13 protein-coding genes are annotated in these 17,269 nt (G+C 58.1%); 8 read left to right on the top strand and 5 right to left on the bottom strand.

What is annotated here, in order from left to right:
* The first annotated feature begins 69 nt into the window (after positions 1–69).
* The 7 genes from BK658_RS15565 to BK658_RS15535 all read left to right on the top strand — a co-directional run bounded on the left by BK658_RS15565 (position 70) and on the right by BK658_RS15535 (position 8,893).
* Positions 70–2,301, top strand: a complete 2,232-nt coding sequence (locus BK658_RS15565) for an iron-containing redox enzyme family protein (protein WP_259740089.1) — start codon at positions 70–72, stop codon at positions 2,299–2,301.
* A 33-nt stretch (positions 2,302–2,334) separates the two neighbouring features.
* Positions 2,335–3,378 carry an inosamine-phosphate amidinotransferase 1 gene (locus BK658_RS15560; RefSeq protein WP_123583038.1) on the top strand — a complete coding sequence of 348 codons (1,044 nt, stop codon included), beginning with the start codon at positions 2,335–2,337 and terminating at the stop codon, positions 3,376–3,378.
* A 13-nt stretch (positions 3,379–3,391) separates the two neighbouring features.
* Positions 3,392–4,015 (top strand): LysE family translocator, encoded by a 624-nt coding sequence (locus BK658_RS15555; protein WP_123583037.1) that lies wholly within the window; start codon positions 3,392–3,394, stop codon positions 4,013–4,015.
* Positions 4,016–4,113: 98 nt separating this feature from the next.
* Positions 4,114–5,955, top strand: coding sequence for a carbamoyltransferase family protein (locus BK658_RS15550; RefSeq protein ID WP_123583036.1), 1,842 nt, complete (start codon positions 4,114–4,116; stop codon positions 5,953–5,955).
* A gap of 201 nt (positions 5,956–6,156) precedes the next feature.
* Positions 6,157–7,476 (top strand): aspartate aminotransferase family protein, encoded by a 1,320-nt coding sequence (locus BK658_RS15545; protein WP_123583035.1) that lies wholly within the window; start codon positions 6,157–6,159, stop codon positions 7,474–7,476.
* 101 nt (positions 7,477–7,577) lie between these two features.
* Positions 7,578–8,174, top strand: coding sequence for a formyltransferase family protein (locus tag BK658_RS15540; protein ID WP_185019835.1), 597 nt, complete (start codon positions 7,578–7,580; stop codon positions 8,172–8,174).
* Positions 8,175–8,263: 89 nt separating this feature from the next.
* On the top strand, positions 8,264–8,893 hold the full coding sequence (locus tag BK658_RS15535) for a LysE family translocator (RefSeq protein WP_123583033.1): 630 nt from the start codon (positions 8,264–8,266) through the stop codon (positions 8,891–8,893).
* A 325-nt stretch (positions 8,894–9,218) separates the two neighbouring features.
* Here BK658_RS15535 and BK658_RS15530 read toward each other — a convergent pair whose 3' ends face one another.
* The 4 genes from BK658_RS15530 to phbB form a co-directional block, all read right to left on the bottom strand.
* A complete protein-coding gene (locus BK658_RS15530; protein ID WP_123583032.1) occupies positions 9,219–9,485 on the bottom strand; it encodes a hypothetical protein in 267 nt (88 codons plus the stop codon).
* A gap of 45 nt (positions 9,486–9,530) precedes the next feature.
* Entirely contained in the window at positions 9,531–11,234 is a 1,704-nt protein-coding gene (gene phaC, locus BK658_RS15525) for a class I poly(R)-hydroxyalkanoic acid synthase (RefSeq protein WP_123583031.1), read from the bottom strand.
* A 160-nt stretch (positions 11,235–11,394) separates the two neighbouring features.
* Positions 11,395–12,573 (bottom strand): acetyl-CoA C-acetyltransferase, encoded by a 1,179-nt coding sequence (locus BK658_RS15520; RefSeq protein ID WP_123583030.1) that lies wholly within the window; start codon positions 12,571–12,573, stop codon positions 11,395–11,397.
* Positions 12,574–12,637: 64 nt separating this feature from the next.
* Positions 12,638–13,384, bottom strand: a complete 747-nt coding sequence (phbB, locus tag BK658_RS15515; RefSeq protein WP_123583029.1) for an acetoacetyl-CoA reductase — start codon at positions 13,382–13,384, stop codon at positions 12,638–12,640.
* Between the two features lie 273 nt (positions 13,385–13,657).
* Here phbB and BK658_RS15510 point away from each other — a divergent pair, with 273 nt between their 5' ends.
* On the top strand, positions 13,658–14,791 hold the full coding sequence (locus tag BK658_RS15510) for an AraC family transcriptional regulator (protein WP_123583028.1): 1,134 nt from the start codon (positions 13,658–13,660) through the stop codon (positions 14,789–14,791).
* Positions 14,792–14,805: 14 nt separating this feature from the next.
* Here the strand turns inward: BK658_RS15510 and BK658_RS15505 are convergent, their stop codons facing one another.
* Entirely contained in the window at positions 14,806–17,235 is a 2,430-nt protein-coding gene (locus BK658_RS15505; RefSeq protein WP_123583027.1) for a DUF3141 domain-containing protein, read from the bottom strand.
* Positions 17,236–17,269: the final 34 nt, after the last annotated feature.

Here is a 17,269-nt window from a genome sequence, read left to right as displayed (position 1 = left end):
ACTCCTCCATTTATCCGATGTTCTGACGTTCGCTTAATAACGTCACTTGCACTGAACAGGATGTTGGCAATGGATGGCTCGGTTTCAATTCACGCAAGGGCAGGGGATGTGTGGCGCCAGCTGTATCGCTCGGCGATCAGTCCCGAAAGCTTCTTGGATGACGTGCGTCTCAAAAGCCTGATGCAGGCGTGCGCGCCGGCTACCGGTGAAGCCAGTCTTGGCTTGTCGGAACTGGCGCAACAGATCGACCGCTGGCGGGTCGAACAGGGCACGGCCTATCGCGCCGTGGCCGCTGTCGCTGCGCAACAAGGGAATGCCAAGGCATTTGCCCAAGCGCTGGCTATTTACTCGGCGCCGATGGCGTCGATTCTAGGTTGCTGGCTGCAGGGCATGAGTGCGCCCGGGGTCTTCGAAGACAATGCACAGCTGAAAATCATGCAGCTGTTTGCTCATGACGTCGGCGTGGGCCACCCCCAGGCCTCACGCGCCGATCACTTCAAGGCGCTGCTTGGTCAGTTGGAGCTGAAGTCCTATGCGGTAGCGCCTTTCGAACTTTCGATGTTACCGGACTTAAGCGATGAGGCCTTTGAGTTGCCCGCGCTGTTGTTGGCCCTCAGCCGTCGCAGCGATGAGTTTGGCGATGTGCTTTGCGGCATTGATTGGGCGCTGCGTACGGTTGGCCTTTGCCCTGGCTGGGTCGTCTTGGGGCAGATTGACAGCCTGCCGTTGGACATCCGGCGGCTGGATTTGAACGAGCCGTTCGGGGGACTGGACGAGACCTCGCCGCTGGCGATCGCGCAGTGGATCAGCAATCAGGTCGCCGCTCAAGGCGAAGCCCGGCAAACCGAGCTGATCGGGGGCGCCACCTGGTTGTTCTCGGCGCTGCGGCGCTGGAATGCCCAGCTCTACAACGCGGCACTGGTAGCCTCGTCACCGCAGCATGCGATGGCGCAACTGATCCAGCGGCTGGCTCGGGTTGGTGCGGTTTATCACCAGAATTACCTGGTGGAAGGACGTAGCCTTTCCGAGTGGCTCAAGGATGCGCAAACCGATCCGCTGCCGCTGTTGGACGTCCTGTCGCGCAGCCGCTTGATCGTGCCCGGCAATGCGCAAAAAAGTATCTTGGTCACCAGCCTGGTTGCGCCGACCGGGCGTATGTTCCGGATCTTCAGCGACGCCGACCTGAGCGTGATTCGTAAATGGATCGACTGGCTGCCCCAAGCAGCACACAGCGAACCCTTACCTCGACAGTCGATAATCAACCCTACCGATGCAAGCGCTATCCGCACCCTGGCCGAGACCCGCCACGCGTCTTTCGGTCACTGGCCGCAAAGCCTGCGCGAGGCCTATTTTGTCTTGCAGGGGCGCGCGCTCGGGCCAACCACCCAAGCCTTTGCCCACGCCTATGTGACGCGTTGGCTGGAGCGCTCAAGCCGTTCGCTGGAGACTTCCGGGCGTCCGCTACCAGAGTACTGGGGCATGAACGTGTTGCGCTCTTGGTTGCTGGACAAACATGACCAGAACGGCGAGCAGTTCGATGAAAGCGACCCGGAACAACTGCCGACCCGCGAAGAAATTGTCGAGTCGACCCTACAGTTGGCGCCCCTGACGTTAATCGATGGCGCTTGGTTGCAGGGTTTCACCGACTTTGACCTGGCGTCCTCGCATATTGGCTATGCGCTGTTTCAAACCTATTGGGATGAACTGGGCAACGGCGTTTACGCGTTGAATCATCCAAAGATTTATCGCGACGGTTTGCGTCAGATGGGTATCGAGCTGGCGCCGACCGGCAGTCGTGAGTTTGCCCAAGACCCGCGTCTGGACGAGGACTCGTTCCGCTTGCCGGTGTATTGGCTGTGCCTGGGCAAATTGCCGGTGACGTTTATGCCGGAGACGCTCGGCATGAACCTGGCGATGGAATTATCTGGCGTGGGCGGTAGTTACCGTTTGGCGCGGCGTTTCCTGCGCCATTACGGTTTCAGCACGGCCTTCGTGGACCTGCACAACACCATCGACAACGTCTCCACCGGGCACTCGGCCTGGGCCGCCGATGCGATTGACGCCTACATGCGCAAGATTGCCGCAGGCGGCGCGCAGTCGTTGGCCGAGCACTGGCAGCGGGTGCGGGTGGGCTATGAATCCCTGGCACCGATGCCGGGCAAGTGGACTTCGGTGTTGCGCCGGCTGGGAGTCGGGTCCGCTGGGGGCGTATTGCCGCGGGCCGGACGCCAGGCCTCTTCGCAACAGCTCTTCCACCATTTGCCGATCACCCGCGAAACATTGGTGGAAGTGGCCGACTAATAACCGGTTAATAAAAACAACAAGGAGCTACACATGTCTCTGGTCAATGTGCACAACGAGTGGGATCCCCTCGAAGAAATGATTGTCGGCGTCGCCTCTGGCGCGCGGGTGCCACTGCCTGATAAGGGCTTATTCGCCCTCGACTATAGTGAGCACCACACCTATCAAGAGGAAATTCCTTCCGGCCCGTATCCAGAGCAAGTGATCGAGGAAGCCACTGAGGACCTCGATGCCTTCGCCGCGTTCCTGGTCTCCCACGGCGTGACCGTGCGCCGGCCGGAGACTTCCGATCACGCAGCAGTATTCGGGACCCCCGAATGGCAAACCGATGGTGAATACAATTACTGTCCGCGCGATGTGTTACTGCCGATCGGCCAGACCATCATCGAAGCGCCGATGGCCTTGCGTAGCCGGTATTTTGAACCCTTCGCCTATCGCAAACATGTGCAGGACTATTTCGCCAGCGGCGCTAACTGGATCTCGGCCCCCAAGCCGCAATTGGCCGATTCCACTTATCGGGTCAACCCCTCCGAGGGGTCGATCATCGCCAACGACGAGCCTATTTTCGATGCCGCCAATGTGCTGCGGATCGGGCGCGACATTCTTTACTTAGTGTCACGCAGCGGCAATCAGCAGGGGTACGAATGGCTCAAGCGTGTGCTCGGCGATCAGTATCGGGTGCACGCGGTCAGTGGGATTTATGACGGCACGCACCTGGACACTACCATCACCCTGGTGCGTCCAGGGCTGGTGGTGTTGAACCCCGAGCGAATTCGCGAAGACCAGATCCCGGAGATTTTCAAAAATTGGGACATCATCTGGTCGCCGGAAATGGTCGATACCGGTTATTGCTGGTCCTACCCGCGTGCGTCGATCTGGCAGGGCATGAACTTCATCATGGTCAACCCGTCACTGGCGGTGATCAACGACCAGCAGGTTCCGTTGATCCGCGCGTTGGAAAAACATGGCGTCGACGTGGCGCCATTGAAGATGCGCCATGCCCGCAGTTTGAGTGGTGGTTTCCATTGTGTGTCGGTCGACATCCGTCGGCGCGGGACGCTGGAAGATTACCGTTGATAAGGGGGTGACGATGCAAACCCTGGATTACTACTCGATCATTTTGTTTGTCATCGCCACCTGCGTCACGCCGGGGCCTAACAACGTCATGTTGATGTCGTCGGGAGCGAACTTTGGCATCGGGCGCACGATGCGCCACGTGGCGGGGATCAACATCGGTTTTCCACTGATGCTGATTGCCGTCGGGGTAGGGGCCGGGGCGATTTTTCAACAGTACCCCAGGCTTCACGATGTGTTGCAGGTGGTGGGTGCGCTGTACCTGTTGTACCTGGCCTACCAGATCGCCAGCGCGCCGACCGTGGACCTTAACGACAAGTCTGGAAAGCCCTTGGGCTTCACCCATGCGGCATTGTTTCAGTGGATCAACCCCAAGGCTTGGGTGATGGCGGTGGGTGCGGTGCTGACGTATACCTCGCCGGTCGATGCCTACGGTTTTCAGATTTTGCTGATCGCGCTGCTGTTCTTTTTGTTCGGCTCGCCGTGCTCGATGGTCTGGGTGTTTTTTGGGCAATACCTGCGGCGCTTCTTGACACACCCGCAGCGTTTGAAGGCGTTCAATATCACCATGAGCCTGGTGCTGGTGGTGTCATTGATACCGGTATTGAAAAGCTTGCCGTTCGGCGAGTGGTGGTCTTGAAGGTATTTATAAAAGCAAGAGTTACCGAGACGCCAGTAGATGCGGCTGGCGAAAGGGATTCCATGTATTGGCATGATGCTAAGAGGATGCACGTTTAAATGGCTATTTATGTATTAGGGATCTCTGCCTTCTATCACGACAGTGCTGCCGCCTTGGTGAAAGATGGCGTTCCGGTTGCAGCTGCCCAGGAAGAACGTTTCACCCGCGTGCGGCACGACGCGGCATTTCCGGCCCAAGCGATTCAGTATTGCCTGGATGCCGAGGGTATTACCCTGGATGACCTGGAGGCCGTGGTCTATTACGAAGACCCCCAGGAGAAGTTCTCACGGGTCATTTCCTCCTTTGCCAGTGGCGGCATCGGTGGCGCGCGAACGTTCATCAACGCGATGCCGGAATGGATTCGTTGGAAGTGGAACGTACTCAAGTTCGTCGATGAAAAACTCGAAGAGCTGGAGCGAGGCAAAGCCCCGCGCACCCAGGCGTCCCAGCACCATCGCTCCCACGCCGCTGCGGCGTTCTACCCGTCGCCGTTCGAGAACGCCGCGGTACTGTGCATCGACGGTATCGGCGAATGGCACTCGACCACCATCTGGCAGGGCGAGGGCTCCAGGCTTGAGCTGAAGAACTCGATTTCGTACCCGCATTCGGTGGGCCTGTTCTATTCGGCGATGACCTATTACTGCGGCTTCAAGGTCGATTCCGGCGAATACAAACTGATGGGCCTGGCGCCTTACGGTCAGCCGATCTACGCCGACAAGATTCGCGATGAGCTGATTAATATCCGTCCTGACGGCTCGTTCACCCTGAACATGAAGTACTTCGAATACCTGCGCGGCGAGCGCATGGTGGGCGAGGCCTTCGAAGAGCTGTTCGGTGGACCGATCCGTAAACCGGAAAGCCCGATTTCCCAGCGTGAGTGCGACCTCGCGGCTTCGGTCCAAAAAGTCACGGAAGAGGTGGTGCTGGGGTTGGCGACCGCTGCGGTCAAGCAGACCGGTAAGCGTAATCTGTGCCTGGCCGGAGGCGTGGCGTTAAATTGCGTGGCCAACGGCGTGCTCAGCCGTTCCGGGCGTTTCGACTCGATCTGGATCCAGCCGGCGGCCGGTGATGCCGGTTGCGCGCTGGGTGCGGCGATGGACTATTCGGTCAAGCGTACCGGGCGTCCACACCTGACCGGGAGAAAGACTGACGCCATGAGCGGTAGCCTGCTGGGACCAGGATTTGGCGACGAAGAGATCGAAGCGTTCCTGCGCGAAAACAACTACCCCTACACCCGCTACGACGATGCCCAGCTGTATGACCAGGTCGCCAGCCGTCTGGCTGACGGTGCGGTAGTCGGCTGGTTCCAGGGGCGTATGGAATTTGGTCCGCGGGCCTTGGGCGCACGTTCGATTCTCGGTGATGCACGCAACCCCGAGATGCAGCGCACCATGAACCTGAAGATCAAGTATCGCGAATCGTTCCGGCCATTTGCGCCAGCGGTCTTGGCCGAAGACGCCGGGGCTTATTTCGATATCTGTGAAAGCAGTCCGTACATGTTGATGGTCGCGCCGGTGACCGACTCGATCAAGTCCGCGACTTCGCTCAAAGAGGGCGGTCCCGCGCGTGGGTTGGGCAGCATCAACAATATTCGCTCGCAGTTGCCGGCCGTGACTCACGTCGACTTATCGGCTCGGGTGCAAACCGTGACCGAAGAAAATAACGCACCGTTCACTTATCTGTTGCGCAGTTTCAAAGCGCGTACCGGTTGCTCGGTGTTGGTTAACACGTCGTTCAACGTGCGTGGCGAACCCATCGTGTGCAAGCCGCAAGAAGCTTATGCCTGCTTCATGCGTACGGAAATGGACGTGCTGGTGCTCGGCCGTTTCGTGCTTGAGCGTCCTGGTCAGCCAGCGTTCGTTGAAGAAGTCGACTGGCGCAGCGAAATCCCGCTGGATTGATGTTCACCTTTAACAATAAGGAGATTTTTTCGTGCTCAGGTTCCTCGCGTTTCTTATGTTCATCGTTGTACTGCTGCCCATTGGACTGACCCGCTCGGTCTTTCATTCATCCCGTTTTGGCCGGAATTTTCACCAGGCCCCGACGGCATGGGATCATCCTGCAAAGGGAAAATAGCCCCAACAGCCCAAGGACTCACGCCCATGTCAAAGGTCATTTACAAAAACCTGAATATCTCACCGATCCTCGCCGTCAAGGGGGCCGGTGTCTGGCTCGAAGATGTTTCAGGCAAGCGTTACCTTGATACCTGTGGTGGCGTAGCGGTGTCGAGCCTTGGGCATGCGCATCCGCGTATCGCGGCGGCTTTCGAGCGCGAAGCGAAAAAGCTCGCCTGGGCCCATGCCGGCAGTTTCACCACGGCAGCCGCCGAAGAGCTGGCTGAACAACTGGTGGGCGCTTCCGGTGGCTTGGCGCGGGCGCAGTTTCTGTCGGGCGGTTCGGAGGTCATGGAGTTGGCGATGAAAATCGCCTACCAATATCAATGTGAGCGTGGCTTGCCCACCAAGTCGACGTTCATTTCGCGGCGCCAGAGCTATCACGGCAGCACCTTGGGCACCCTGAGTATTTCCGGGAATGCCCAACGTCAGTCGGTGTTCGGGCCGCTGTTGCCGCCCGCTGAATTTGTTTCGCCGTGTTATGCCTATCGCGAACTGCGCGTAGGCGAGAGCGAAGAGCAGTACGCCACGCGTCTGGCCCAGGAGCTGGACGACAAAATCAACGCGCTGGGCAGCGAAAATGTCGCCGCATTTTTCGCTGAAACCGTTGTCGGCTCGACCAACGCGGCGGTTCCTCCCGTCCCCGGCTACTTTCGCAAAATCAAGGAAGTCTGCGAGCGTCACGACGTTCTGCTGATCCTCGATGAAGTGATGGCGGGCATGGGCCGCACCGGCCAGATGTACGCCTATGCCGACGACGGGATCGTGCCGGACATGGTGGCCGTGGGCAAAGGGCTTGCGGCCGGTTACATGCCCATTTCAGCGTTGCTCATTAGCGACCGGGTGCATTCGGTCATGGCCCAGGGTTCCGGGGTGCTGGGCAACGGCCAAACCCATGTCAACCATCCGCTGGCGTGCGCGATTGCTTTGGAAGTACAGAAGGTCATCGCTGAAGAAAACCTGTTGGCAACGGTTCGCACCCGTGGCGAGCAATTGCGCAGTTGGCTCAAAGAAAGCCTGGCTGACGTTGATACCGTTGGCGATGTGCGGGGCCGTGGTTTGTTTGTCGGCCTCGAATTCGTCGAAACCCGCACGGGTAAAGAGCCGTTTCGTGGTGGTGGGGCGTATGCAGCCGCCCTCAAGCATGAAGCCTTGAAACGCGGTCTGCTGATCTATCCCGGCAGTGGAACCGTCGATGGCACTCACGGCAATCATGTGCTGTTTGCGCCGCCATTTATTTCCAGCGAGGCCGAAGTCGCCGAGATGGTCGAACGTTTCAGTGCAGTTGTAAGGGCCGTCGGTCAATGACGGTTCGCCCTTTTTGCGCAGGCGCGAGCACGTTCGCGACAGTCGTTCAGCGCATGCCGGTTTCACCGTTACTACTCGTTGATGGGGAATAGAAGATGCAGATGATTGAGTCATGCAAGGACAAAGTCCTCCTTTCGGTGTGCACCATGGACTGGTGCGATCACGGAGTCGAGTTCGCCAAAACCGTGTTTTCCAACCTTGAAGTGTTCTGCTGGGACCCCGGCGATCCTTATCCCTATCACCTGGATAACTGGGAAGGCGATTGGATCATTTCCTATCGCGGCGACTTTATCTTCCCGGAAAGTATTTATAAGAACGCACGCAAGGGCGCGATCAACCTGCACCCAGCCCCCCCTAAATACCGTGGGCTGGGCAGCCAGCACTATGCGATTTACCACAACGATGAAACCTACGGTTCGACTTGCCATCACCTGGCACCTTCGGTCGACAGCGGGCAGATCATCCATGTCGCGCGCTTTAACGTTGCTCCGGCCGAGACGGCGTCTTCGCTCCGTTTGCATGTGGGCGCGTATTGCTTGCAGCAGTTTATTCATCTGCTCACCGATTACATCCTGCAAGGGCGGTCGTTGCCGGTTTCACCGGAGCGCTGGGGCGAGCGGCTGTACAAGCAGTCCGAGCTGAAACCCTGGATGGAAAAAATTCGCGCCCAGGAGCCGGATCATCGTTGCTTCAAATAAGTGCTTTTTTTGGGGAGGGCTTCAGGCCGATAGCGGCTTGAAGGATGTGCATTGCGCGCGTTGGCGCGAGACTGATAAGAGACCGTCATATGTTTGATCTTTCGAGCTTCGGAGCCGCGCTGGCGGTCTACGTCATCGGCACCGCCAGCCCCGGTCCGGGTAACCTGGCGATTGCCAATACCTCCCTGAACTTTGGGCGTACGCCTGGGCTGTCGTTGGCGGCGGGGGTCATTTCCGGTTCGCTGTGCTGGGGGGCAATGACTGCGGCGGGGGTATCGGCGTTGCTGCTTTCCTACACGCAGATTCTGGTCTGGCTGAAAGTCCTTGGCGCCTGCTATTTGTTCTTTCTGGCCTACAAGTCGATTCGCGGTGCACTGGCACACAATGCCACCACGGTTGCGCGAGTTCGCGCCAAACAGACCAGGAACATTGGGTATTATTTGCAAGGACTGGGTATTCACCTCACCAACCCCAAAGCTGCCTTGACCTGGTTCACCGTGACCACCGTCGGGCTTAGCGCGAATGCACCTGCCTGGGCCAGTTTTGTCCTGGTGGCCGGTTGTGCCGTACTCGGGTTCCTGATCTTCAGTACTTACGCGTTGGCGTTTTCAGCCCATTCGGCTGAACCGTTTTTCACTCGAACGCGAAAATCGTTCGGGATGATCTGCGCAGCCTTCTATTCGATCGTCGCGATTGGGTTTATCAGTTCGTTGTTTTAATGCTGACGATTTGAAACTCATCCCAAAAGCCAGATGTCATGCCGCATCCTTCAATCATGGTTACAGCACCCTCCAGTCATTAATATGAATGCGTTGGGCGTACCGACGCCTTCAGGAAAATCCTGGTAACCGTCCGGCCAACACGCCTTCCTGACCCCGACACCAAAGGCAATGGTGTCCACCTGACTTTGGACTGCACCCCAAAGGTTAGACATAACCGATGGGGTGTTTCATGGGAAAGTACACCGGGCAGGGGAAGCTTTCAGCGGTGCAGGATTACTGCTCCGGTATTAGGTGGATCACCGTTGGCGATCCGCGAGAATGCTTACTCTGGCATTGTCCAGGATTGCAGCTTGTAACCCTCCTGGCTCAACTCGGTGCGCACCTCTTCCAGCAGACGTTCCAGCTGCGCCGGGTCGGAATAGGCGCTGCTTGGAACCAGCTTGCGACAAATACGAGTGTTGGCCCGGTCGATGACAGTCAGGCTCAGTTCGCCATTACCCTCTTGTGGGGCCCAGGCGACACATTGAAAAGGTTTGAATGCGTGGCTGGCAATCAAAAGTGCTTCGTTGATGCGGAACGGGGTGCTCACGGGTCGTCTCTCCTTGTACCCAAACAAATGATGTGCCGCCAACTTTCATTGCTTTACATAACTACCTGGCGCCGGCTCCAGAGGCGGGAATTTGTCATTCCCGGTGTGCGCAACCGCGGGTTGGCGCTCGCCGGAGTGTCCCGCCAGCCAGTTGAACCAATCATTCCACCAGCTACCGGGTTGCTGCTCGGCATTCTTGAACCAGGTCTCCGGGTTTTTAGTGACCCGATTGTTGGTCCAGTAATGGCGCTTCTGCTTGGCGGGTGGATTGATGACACCGGCGATATGCCCGGAAGCGCCCAGTACAAAGCGCTTGGTCCCGGAGAGCAGGTTGGTACTGGCGTAGGCGCTTTTCCAGGGCACGATGTGATCGTCATGGGTGGCGAGGATGTAAGCGGGAGCGTCGATTGCACGCAAATCCAGCTTGGCCCCACAGCACTCAAGCTCACCTGATTTCAAATCGTTCTGCAGATAGGTGTGGCGCAGGTACCAGCAGTACATCGGGCCCGGAAGGTTGGTGCTGTCGTTATTCCAGAACAGCAAATCAAGTGGAATCGGCTTCTGACCCTTGAGGTATTTGTCGACGTTGTAGTTCCACCACAAGTCGTTGGGGCGCAGCAGGGAGAAGGTATTGCCCATGTCCTCGCCACGAAACAGGCCGATGGGGCCATTCATGCCGCCGATGGTGCGCTCTCGATAGGCCACCAGTTCTTCGTCGACGAATATGTCGATGGGACCGGTATCCAGGTAGTCAAGGAACGTAGTGAGCAGGCTCACGCTGGCGATCTCCCGGTCGCCGCGTGCCGCAAGTACTGCCAGCGCCGTGCTCAGCAGGGTGCCGCCGATGCAGAAACCCACGCAATTGAGTCGCTGCTCGCCGCTGATCTCACGGGTCACTTGCAGGGCGTCGATTACCCCGTGCTCAATCAGGTCATCCCAGGTGGTGCCCGCGTGTTCCTCGTCAAAGTTGCGCCAGGACATCAGGAATACGGGATGTCCCTTTTCCAGCAGATGGCGGACCATCGAGTTGTCCGGGCGTAAATCAAGGATGTAGTACTTGTTGATCGACGGCGGTACGACGAATACTGGATGTCGGTACTGGGTCTCGCTTTGCGGGTAGTACTGAATGAGCTGGAAGAGGTGATTCTCGAAGACGATTTCCCCCGGGGTGTTGGCCAGATCGACGCCAACCTTGAAGGCACCGCTATCACACTGGCGCATCTTGCCTTCGTTCATGTCGCTGGCCAGATGCTGCAGACCTGTGAGCAGGCTGGCACCTTTAGTCTCAACCGCACGCTGGAGCGCATCAGGGTTACTGACCAGAAAATTGCTTGGCGCACTGGCGGCAATGGCTTGCTCCACCAGATAGCGCAGGCGTTGGCGCGGTTTCTTATCGTCGATCAGCAGCTTGTCGAGCAGTTTCAGGAGAAAGCTGGAGTTGAGCAGGTAAAACGCAGCGAGGGAGCCGAACACTGGCTCGCTCCAGTTGCCGCTGGCGAAACGTCGATCATCGAAGCTGAAGGATTGGCCGGTCAGCAGTTTTTGGCCGAGTTGGCCCCATTGAACCTGGTAGTCCGCTTGAAGGCTGTCCAGCGTTTCGCGAGGCAGCTCGAACCAGGCGCCGTGCTCATGTCCGGAAAACCAGGGATTAGTGCTGACCCATAGGCGCAATTGTTGCACTGCCAAGGACGCGATGAACGGAACCTGGCCTGACCAATAGGTCTTGAATGTATGCGCGTTGTTGTCCATTAAAGTTCCTTGCCCATACCGATGAGCCGGGCAGAAAAAAGCCGCGCTTTACCGGACTCCGGCGTAGCGACGGCAGGAATGCGGGCAGCATTGTCTGACGCCAACCTGATGCGCGGAACAAGGTCCCAAGTCCGCGCATTGGCTACTCAGATGCCGTTGGTTAGCGCTCGATAGCCAGGCCGACGCCTTGTCCGCCACCGATGCACAAAGTGGCCAGCCCCTTCTTGCCGTCGCGACGGATCAGTTCGTGCACCAGCGACACCAGAATCCGTGCCCCCGACGCGCCGATCGGATGGCCAAGGGCGATCGCGCCGCCGTTGACGTTGACCTTGCTGGTGTCCCAACCCAACTCTTTGCCAACGGCCAGCGCCTGGGCGGCGAAGGCTTCATTGGCTTCGATCAGGTCCAGGTCCTCGACGTTCCAGCCGGCCTTTTGCAGGGTCAGACGCGTAGCCGGGACCGGGCCGATGCCCATGATCGACGGGTCCACACCGGCGCTGGCATAGGCTTTGATCCGTGCCAGTACCGGAAGGCCCAGCGCTTGTGCTTTGGTGGCGCTGGCCAGCAACAGTACGGCGGCGCCATCGTTGAGGGTCGAAGCATTGCCGGCGGTCACGCTGCCGTCTTTCTGGAATGCCGGTTTGAGTTTGGCCAAGGCTTGCGCAGTACTGTCGATACGCGGCTGTTCATCGGTGTCGAAGACCAGTGGTTCGCCCTTACGCTGAGGAATCAGGATCGGGGTGATTTCGCTCTGGAATCGCCCGCCCTCAATGGCAGCGGCGGCTTTCTGTTGCGAGGCGGCGGCGAAGGCATCCTGCGCTTCACGAGAGATCTCGTACTTTTGCGCCAGATTCTCAGCGGTGATACCCATGTGGTAGTCGTTGAAGGCGTCCCACAGGCCATCCTGGATCATGCTGTCTTGCAGTTGCGCATGGCCCATGCGCAGACCCGTGCGTGCCTTGGGCAGAACATAGGGAGCCAGACTCATGTTTTCCTGACCGCCAGCGATCACCAGTTCCGCATCGCCGCAACGGATTGCCTGGACGGCGAGATGGACCGCCTTGAGGCCCGAGCCGCAGACCTTGTTCAAGGTCAGGGCTGGCGTGGTGTGTGGCAAGCCGGCCTTGATCGCTGTCTGGCGGGCCGGGTTTTGCCCAGCGCCGGCAGTGAGTACCTGGCCGAGGATCACTTCATCAATTTGAGCAGCATCGATACCCGTCTGCTCCAGCAAGCGGCGAATCACTGCGGCACCCAGTTCGGTCGCGGGAATTGCAGACAAAGCACCCTGGAAACTGCCGATGGCGGTACGAGTAGCGGCAACGATTACGACTTCGTTCATGCGTGACCTCATTGAAAAGACAAAATTCGTCGAACACACCAGGGCATTCATACCCTGGTTGGGCTTACTGCATGTTCATGCCGCCGTTTACCGAGAAGTCGGCACCGGTGCTGTAGGCGGACTCATCGGAGGCCAACCAGGCCACGATTGAGGCGATCTCTTCGGGTTGGCCAAGGCGACCAACCGGAATGCCGGCAATCATGCCGTCCAGAATGTCCTTGCGGATTGCCGCAGTCATGTCGGTCTGGATGTAGCCTGGGGAGACGGTGTTGACGGTCACGCCCTTGCCGGAAACTTCCCGGGCCAGTGCCATGGTGAAACCATGGATGCCAGCCTTGGCTGCCGAGTAGTTGGTCTGACCGAACTGGCCACGCTGGCCGTTGATCGACGAGATGTTGATGATCCGCCCCCAACCCTTGGAGAGCATGCCTTCGATGACTTGCTTGGAGGTGTTGAACAAACTGTTCAGGTTGGTCCCGATCACCGTGTTCCAGTCTTCCGGGGTGAGCTTGCGGAAGGACGCGTCACGAGTGATGCCTGCATTGTTGACCAGTACGTCGATCGGCCCGAAGTGTTCCCGCACCATCTCAAAGGCCTTGCGGGTCGATTCCCAATCGGTGATGTCGGTTTCGACGCATTCGAATTGATAGCCTGCTGCAAGCTGTGTTGCCATCCAGTCATCCTTGCGGCCGGAATTGGCACTGCAGCCGACAATAACCTTGAAGCCTTCCTTGTACAGACGTTGGCTGATGGCTGTACCAATGCCGCCCATACCACCTGTTACTACCGCAATACGACTACGCGACTCCATATTTCTACTTCCCTTTTTTTTTGCGCTGCAGGAGAGAAGATTGTTCGATATCAACGGTTCGTGCGGAAGTGTTTGTAGGTGACGTATTCGTGTCCATCGGTGCCACACAGGCGTTTTAGACCGCTTGCAAAAAATGAGGAGTACCTATACTGGGATCAATACTTGAAACGGAACGGATAATTAATATTCGTGCAACATGGCTGAAATATGTTCAGCGTAGGTCAATATCGGCTCCGGACAGGATGTTCGGTTCCACAGGTTATTGAGGGCGCTATGTATAGAATGAGTTCAGGTTATGCAGGCATGCTGGCGAATACGCTGTTGGCTCAGGGGCTGGACGTTGCCGGTCTGTGCCAGGAGGCGGGACTGGACGTCGAGCTCGTGAATAAACCTGGAGCATACTGCGAGCGAAGCGTTATCTATCGTCTTTGGGATCTGGCTGCTCAGGCCTCGGATGATCCGAACATCGGTTTGAAAGCCTACGGGAGTTTCCACCCCGGCGTTTTTCAGATCGTGGGCTACACGATGATGTCCAGTTCGAATCTGAAAAGGGCGCTCGAACGCCTGGTTCGTTTCAGCCCGTTGATAAGTACCGGATTCAGCCTTTTCTTTGTCCAGGAGCAGCAACATTTCCGTCTGGCCAGCCTCGATCATCAGCAACGTGGCTCGGTCAAACCCCGGCAATATACGGATGCAGGCCTGGCCTCGCTGCTGGGTTTCTGCCGCTGGCTGGGGGGTGGCAAGTCGCCGCAACCGTTGAGTGTAGAGTTCACTTATCCCGAGCCTGAAGACACGTCGGAGCATCAGCGGCTTTTTGGCTGTCCGCTGCGTTTCGGGGCAGCTTATGACAGCATCCTGTTTGATGGCGAGGAGCTTCTGAGTCCTTTGAGTATGGCCAACGAGGCGCTCGCCATACTCCATGACAGTTATGCCGAGGCTCAATTGGACCAGTTGTCCGGCGGCTCTATTGTTGGCAGGATTCGCGCGCTGATTATCGAGCGCCTGAGCCAGGGGCAGGGCCAAGGGCAATGTGATATGGAATCGATTGCGGCGGCACTGAACATCAGCAAGCGAACGCTTCAGCGAGGCCTTGAGAAGGATGGCACGCAATTCAAGGATGTCCTGAGCGATGTGCGCCGGCAGTTGGCCGACTTCTATTTGCGCCATTCTCGTTTCAACATGAAGCATGTGACGTATCTGCTCGGCTTTCATGATCACAGCAGCTTCCATAAGGCATGCACCCGTTGGTTCGGCATGCCCCCCGGTCAGTATCGAACCGATGAGTCGTTGATTGCGCTCGAGGAAGTCGTGCCCGTGCCCGTCCGAGCCATGAACTCCGTCGGTCTGCGCAGAGACCATAAGGTCGCAGGCTTCGCCAGCACCTACGCCGAACGGATACACCGCTAATCTCCTGTGGAGGGTCATTGAGGCGTTGGACCTTTTGTCCCTTTGCGCTTTGGGGCTTTAACGACGATGGCGGGAGCGGGTGTCGGTGTGATTTCCGGCGGCGGTGTTACTACAAACGGGGATGGCTGTGCAGGGGCCTCCCGCGGGATGACATCTGTTTCACTGGGCGGTTGGGTGAGGCTGAAACCGGGCAGGGGGACTTCGAGCAGCGTGTGCAGTTCACGCCAGAATTCGCCTTCGGTTCCAGCAGTCGAGAGCAATTCAGGCATTAATTGCCCAACGGCTGTCAGCACCTGTTGGCGTTCCTTGGCCTCGGGTAGCAACAAGGGCAGGCTGCGCAAGCTTTCTTGCGGGTGGGCAAAAACCAGCAGGTTCTGCAATCGGATGGCTTCGCGCAGGGCTGTGGGCTCAGTGCTGTAGTCCTGGACCAGCAAGTGCACCTGCTGGATCAGTTTCTCTATGCTTTCCTTGCCCGCCTTGTCGCTGTCGCGGCCCAGCAAAAACAGAATCCGCACCAACGCTTCCAAGGGGCCGCCATGGGGCAGCGCATCCTGCAGGCGTTCGATCAGGGCCAGGTCCTGCTGGTCGGCATGTGCCTGGAGATTTCGCACCGGCTTGTTGCTGGTGAGGGCACCCAGTGCGCCGTAGATACCGTAAAAACACAGCTCCTGAGTGGCGTCACGCACATCGCGATAAGCATTCAGGGCGTCTTGTATCTGGTTGGAGAACAGCTCCTGCCACCCCAGTAACGGGTTGTCCTGATGTGCGGGACGACGATCACTGCTCACTTGGGAGGCGGCCCCAGCTAACCACCACAGCGCCGGATTCAGGCTGCTCCATAGTACTTGTTGCTGATGGAAGGGGTGCGTCCTGCGCATCAGTTCGGCAATGGGCTCATTGACGACCTGACGCAGCCACGGGCGTATGAACATGTCGTAAAACTCGCTGTTGATTTCAGAGGCATTCTCCACCAGAGAGAATTCGCGGTCGTCATCACGGGCTGGCTCGACGTCTTCATGGATATCAGCGATTCGCCTTGATTCGAAACTCACGCTGTATTGCACGTCACCGCTGCCTGAGGGGGCCGGCAGATCGTCGATCAGCATTTCGTATAACCCTGCCGGCAGCGCATTGATGGCTTCGACCGCACCGAGCAATCCACGGTGTTCACGCCGCGCCACCTTGCCGGAAACAAAGATGCCCAAATGGCCGATGCTGGCGTGTCGCAGGTAGACGATGGTACGTCCTGCATCATGCAAAGCGAGATCGCTGGGATAGACATCGGCGATCCAGTTCAACGCCTGCTGGGGAGGGGTGATGTTGTCTCCGTAGGAGCAGAACACCACCACCGGTACTTCGATCCGTTTCAGGTCAATACCGGAGCTCTTGCGGCCAAGGCCGCCAGACAACTGGTTGCCGATGAAAAGGTCATCGACAATCATCTCGATCTCTTCGCCATTGAGCAGGGTCGGGCTGCCCCACCAGCGTTCGAAGTCGAGAAAGCGCGCAGCCTCACTGTCGATCTGGCTGAACAACTGGTAGTACTTGCCCCAATAGGTGTTGGCCGGGTCCAGGTTTTCGAAATTGCTGACCAGCCAGGTGCCGTCGAAACGATCGTTGCCCAAATCGCTGCCCAGGCGAGCCATCCAGCCGCCTCCCAGCAGGCCACCGGTGTAACGCATCGGATTGCGTCCATTGACACCGGCCCAGTACGACAAGGGGGCACCATTGATAATGATCAATCCCGGCAGTTCCGGCCGTGTTGCCGCCAATCCCATTAAGGCCCAGCCGGCCTGGCAGTTGCCGATAATGATCGGCTTGCTGTTGGCCGGGTGAAGGGCGCTGACGACTTCGATGAACCGGGCCTGGGCTTCGACGATATCGGCCAGGGTTTGCCCAGGCTGTGGTGAGTGGCTGAAAGAGATGAAATAAGTGGGGTGGCCGGCTCTGAGGCTTTCACCTAATACCGAATCCTGTTTGAAGCCGCCGATTCCGGAGCCGTGGCCGCCGCGTGGGTCAATGATGATCACCGGCTGGCCGTTGCTGTCGATTCTTTGCTCTGGTCCGGGGAGGATTCGCAGCAGTGAATAGTTGACCGGGCGTGGGAGATTGGAGCCTGCGATCAGGGTTTCATGATCGAACTTGAGCAGCAGCGGATACCCGGCGCGTTCATGCGCCAGCGTATTGTCGCCGCGCAGGCGCAGGGTGTCCCAGAACAGCAGGCAACGTTGGCCAAGGTCGGTGACATATTCCTGCCATTCAGCGGGCGTAGGTTGTCTTAGTTGACCCTGCTTCAGCGGAGCGAGGGTTTTTTCCTGGCGCTGGCGCAAAGCATCAAGGATGTTCAGGGCATTGAGGCGCTGCAGATGACTCAGGTGTTCGAACAGGCCGCGTTGAGAGGAGAGTTTTTCATATTGCGATGCAATAATATCTTCCTGGCCCATGGTGATCTCCTGGGGTTATGCGTGCGAAGCAGCG

The sequence above is a fragment of the Pseudomonas brassicacearum genome (assembly GCF_003732175.1).
Taxonomy (GTDB): Bacteria; Pseudomonadota; Gammaproteobacteria; order Pseudomonadales; family Pseudomonadaceae; genus Aquipseudomonas; species Aquipseudomonas brassicacearum_G.
This window is presented reverse-complemented; position numbering and strand designations above follow the sequence as displayed.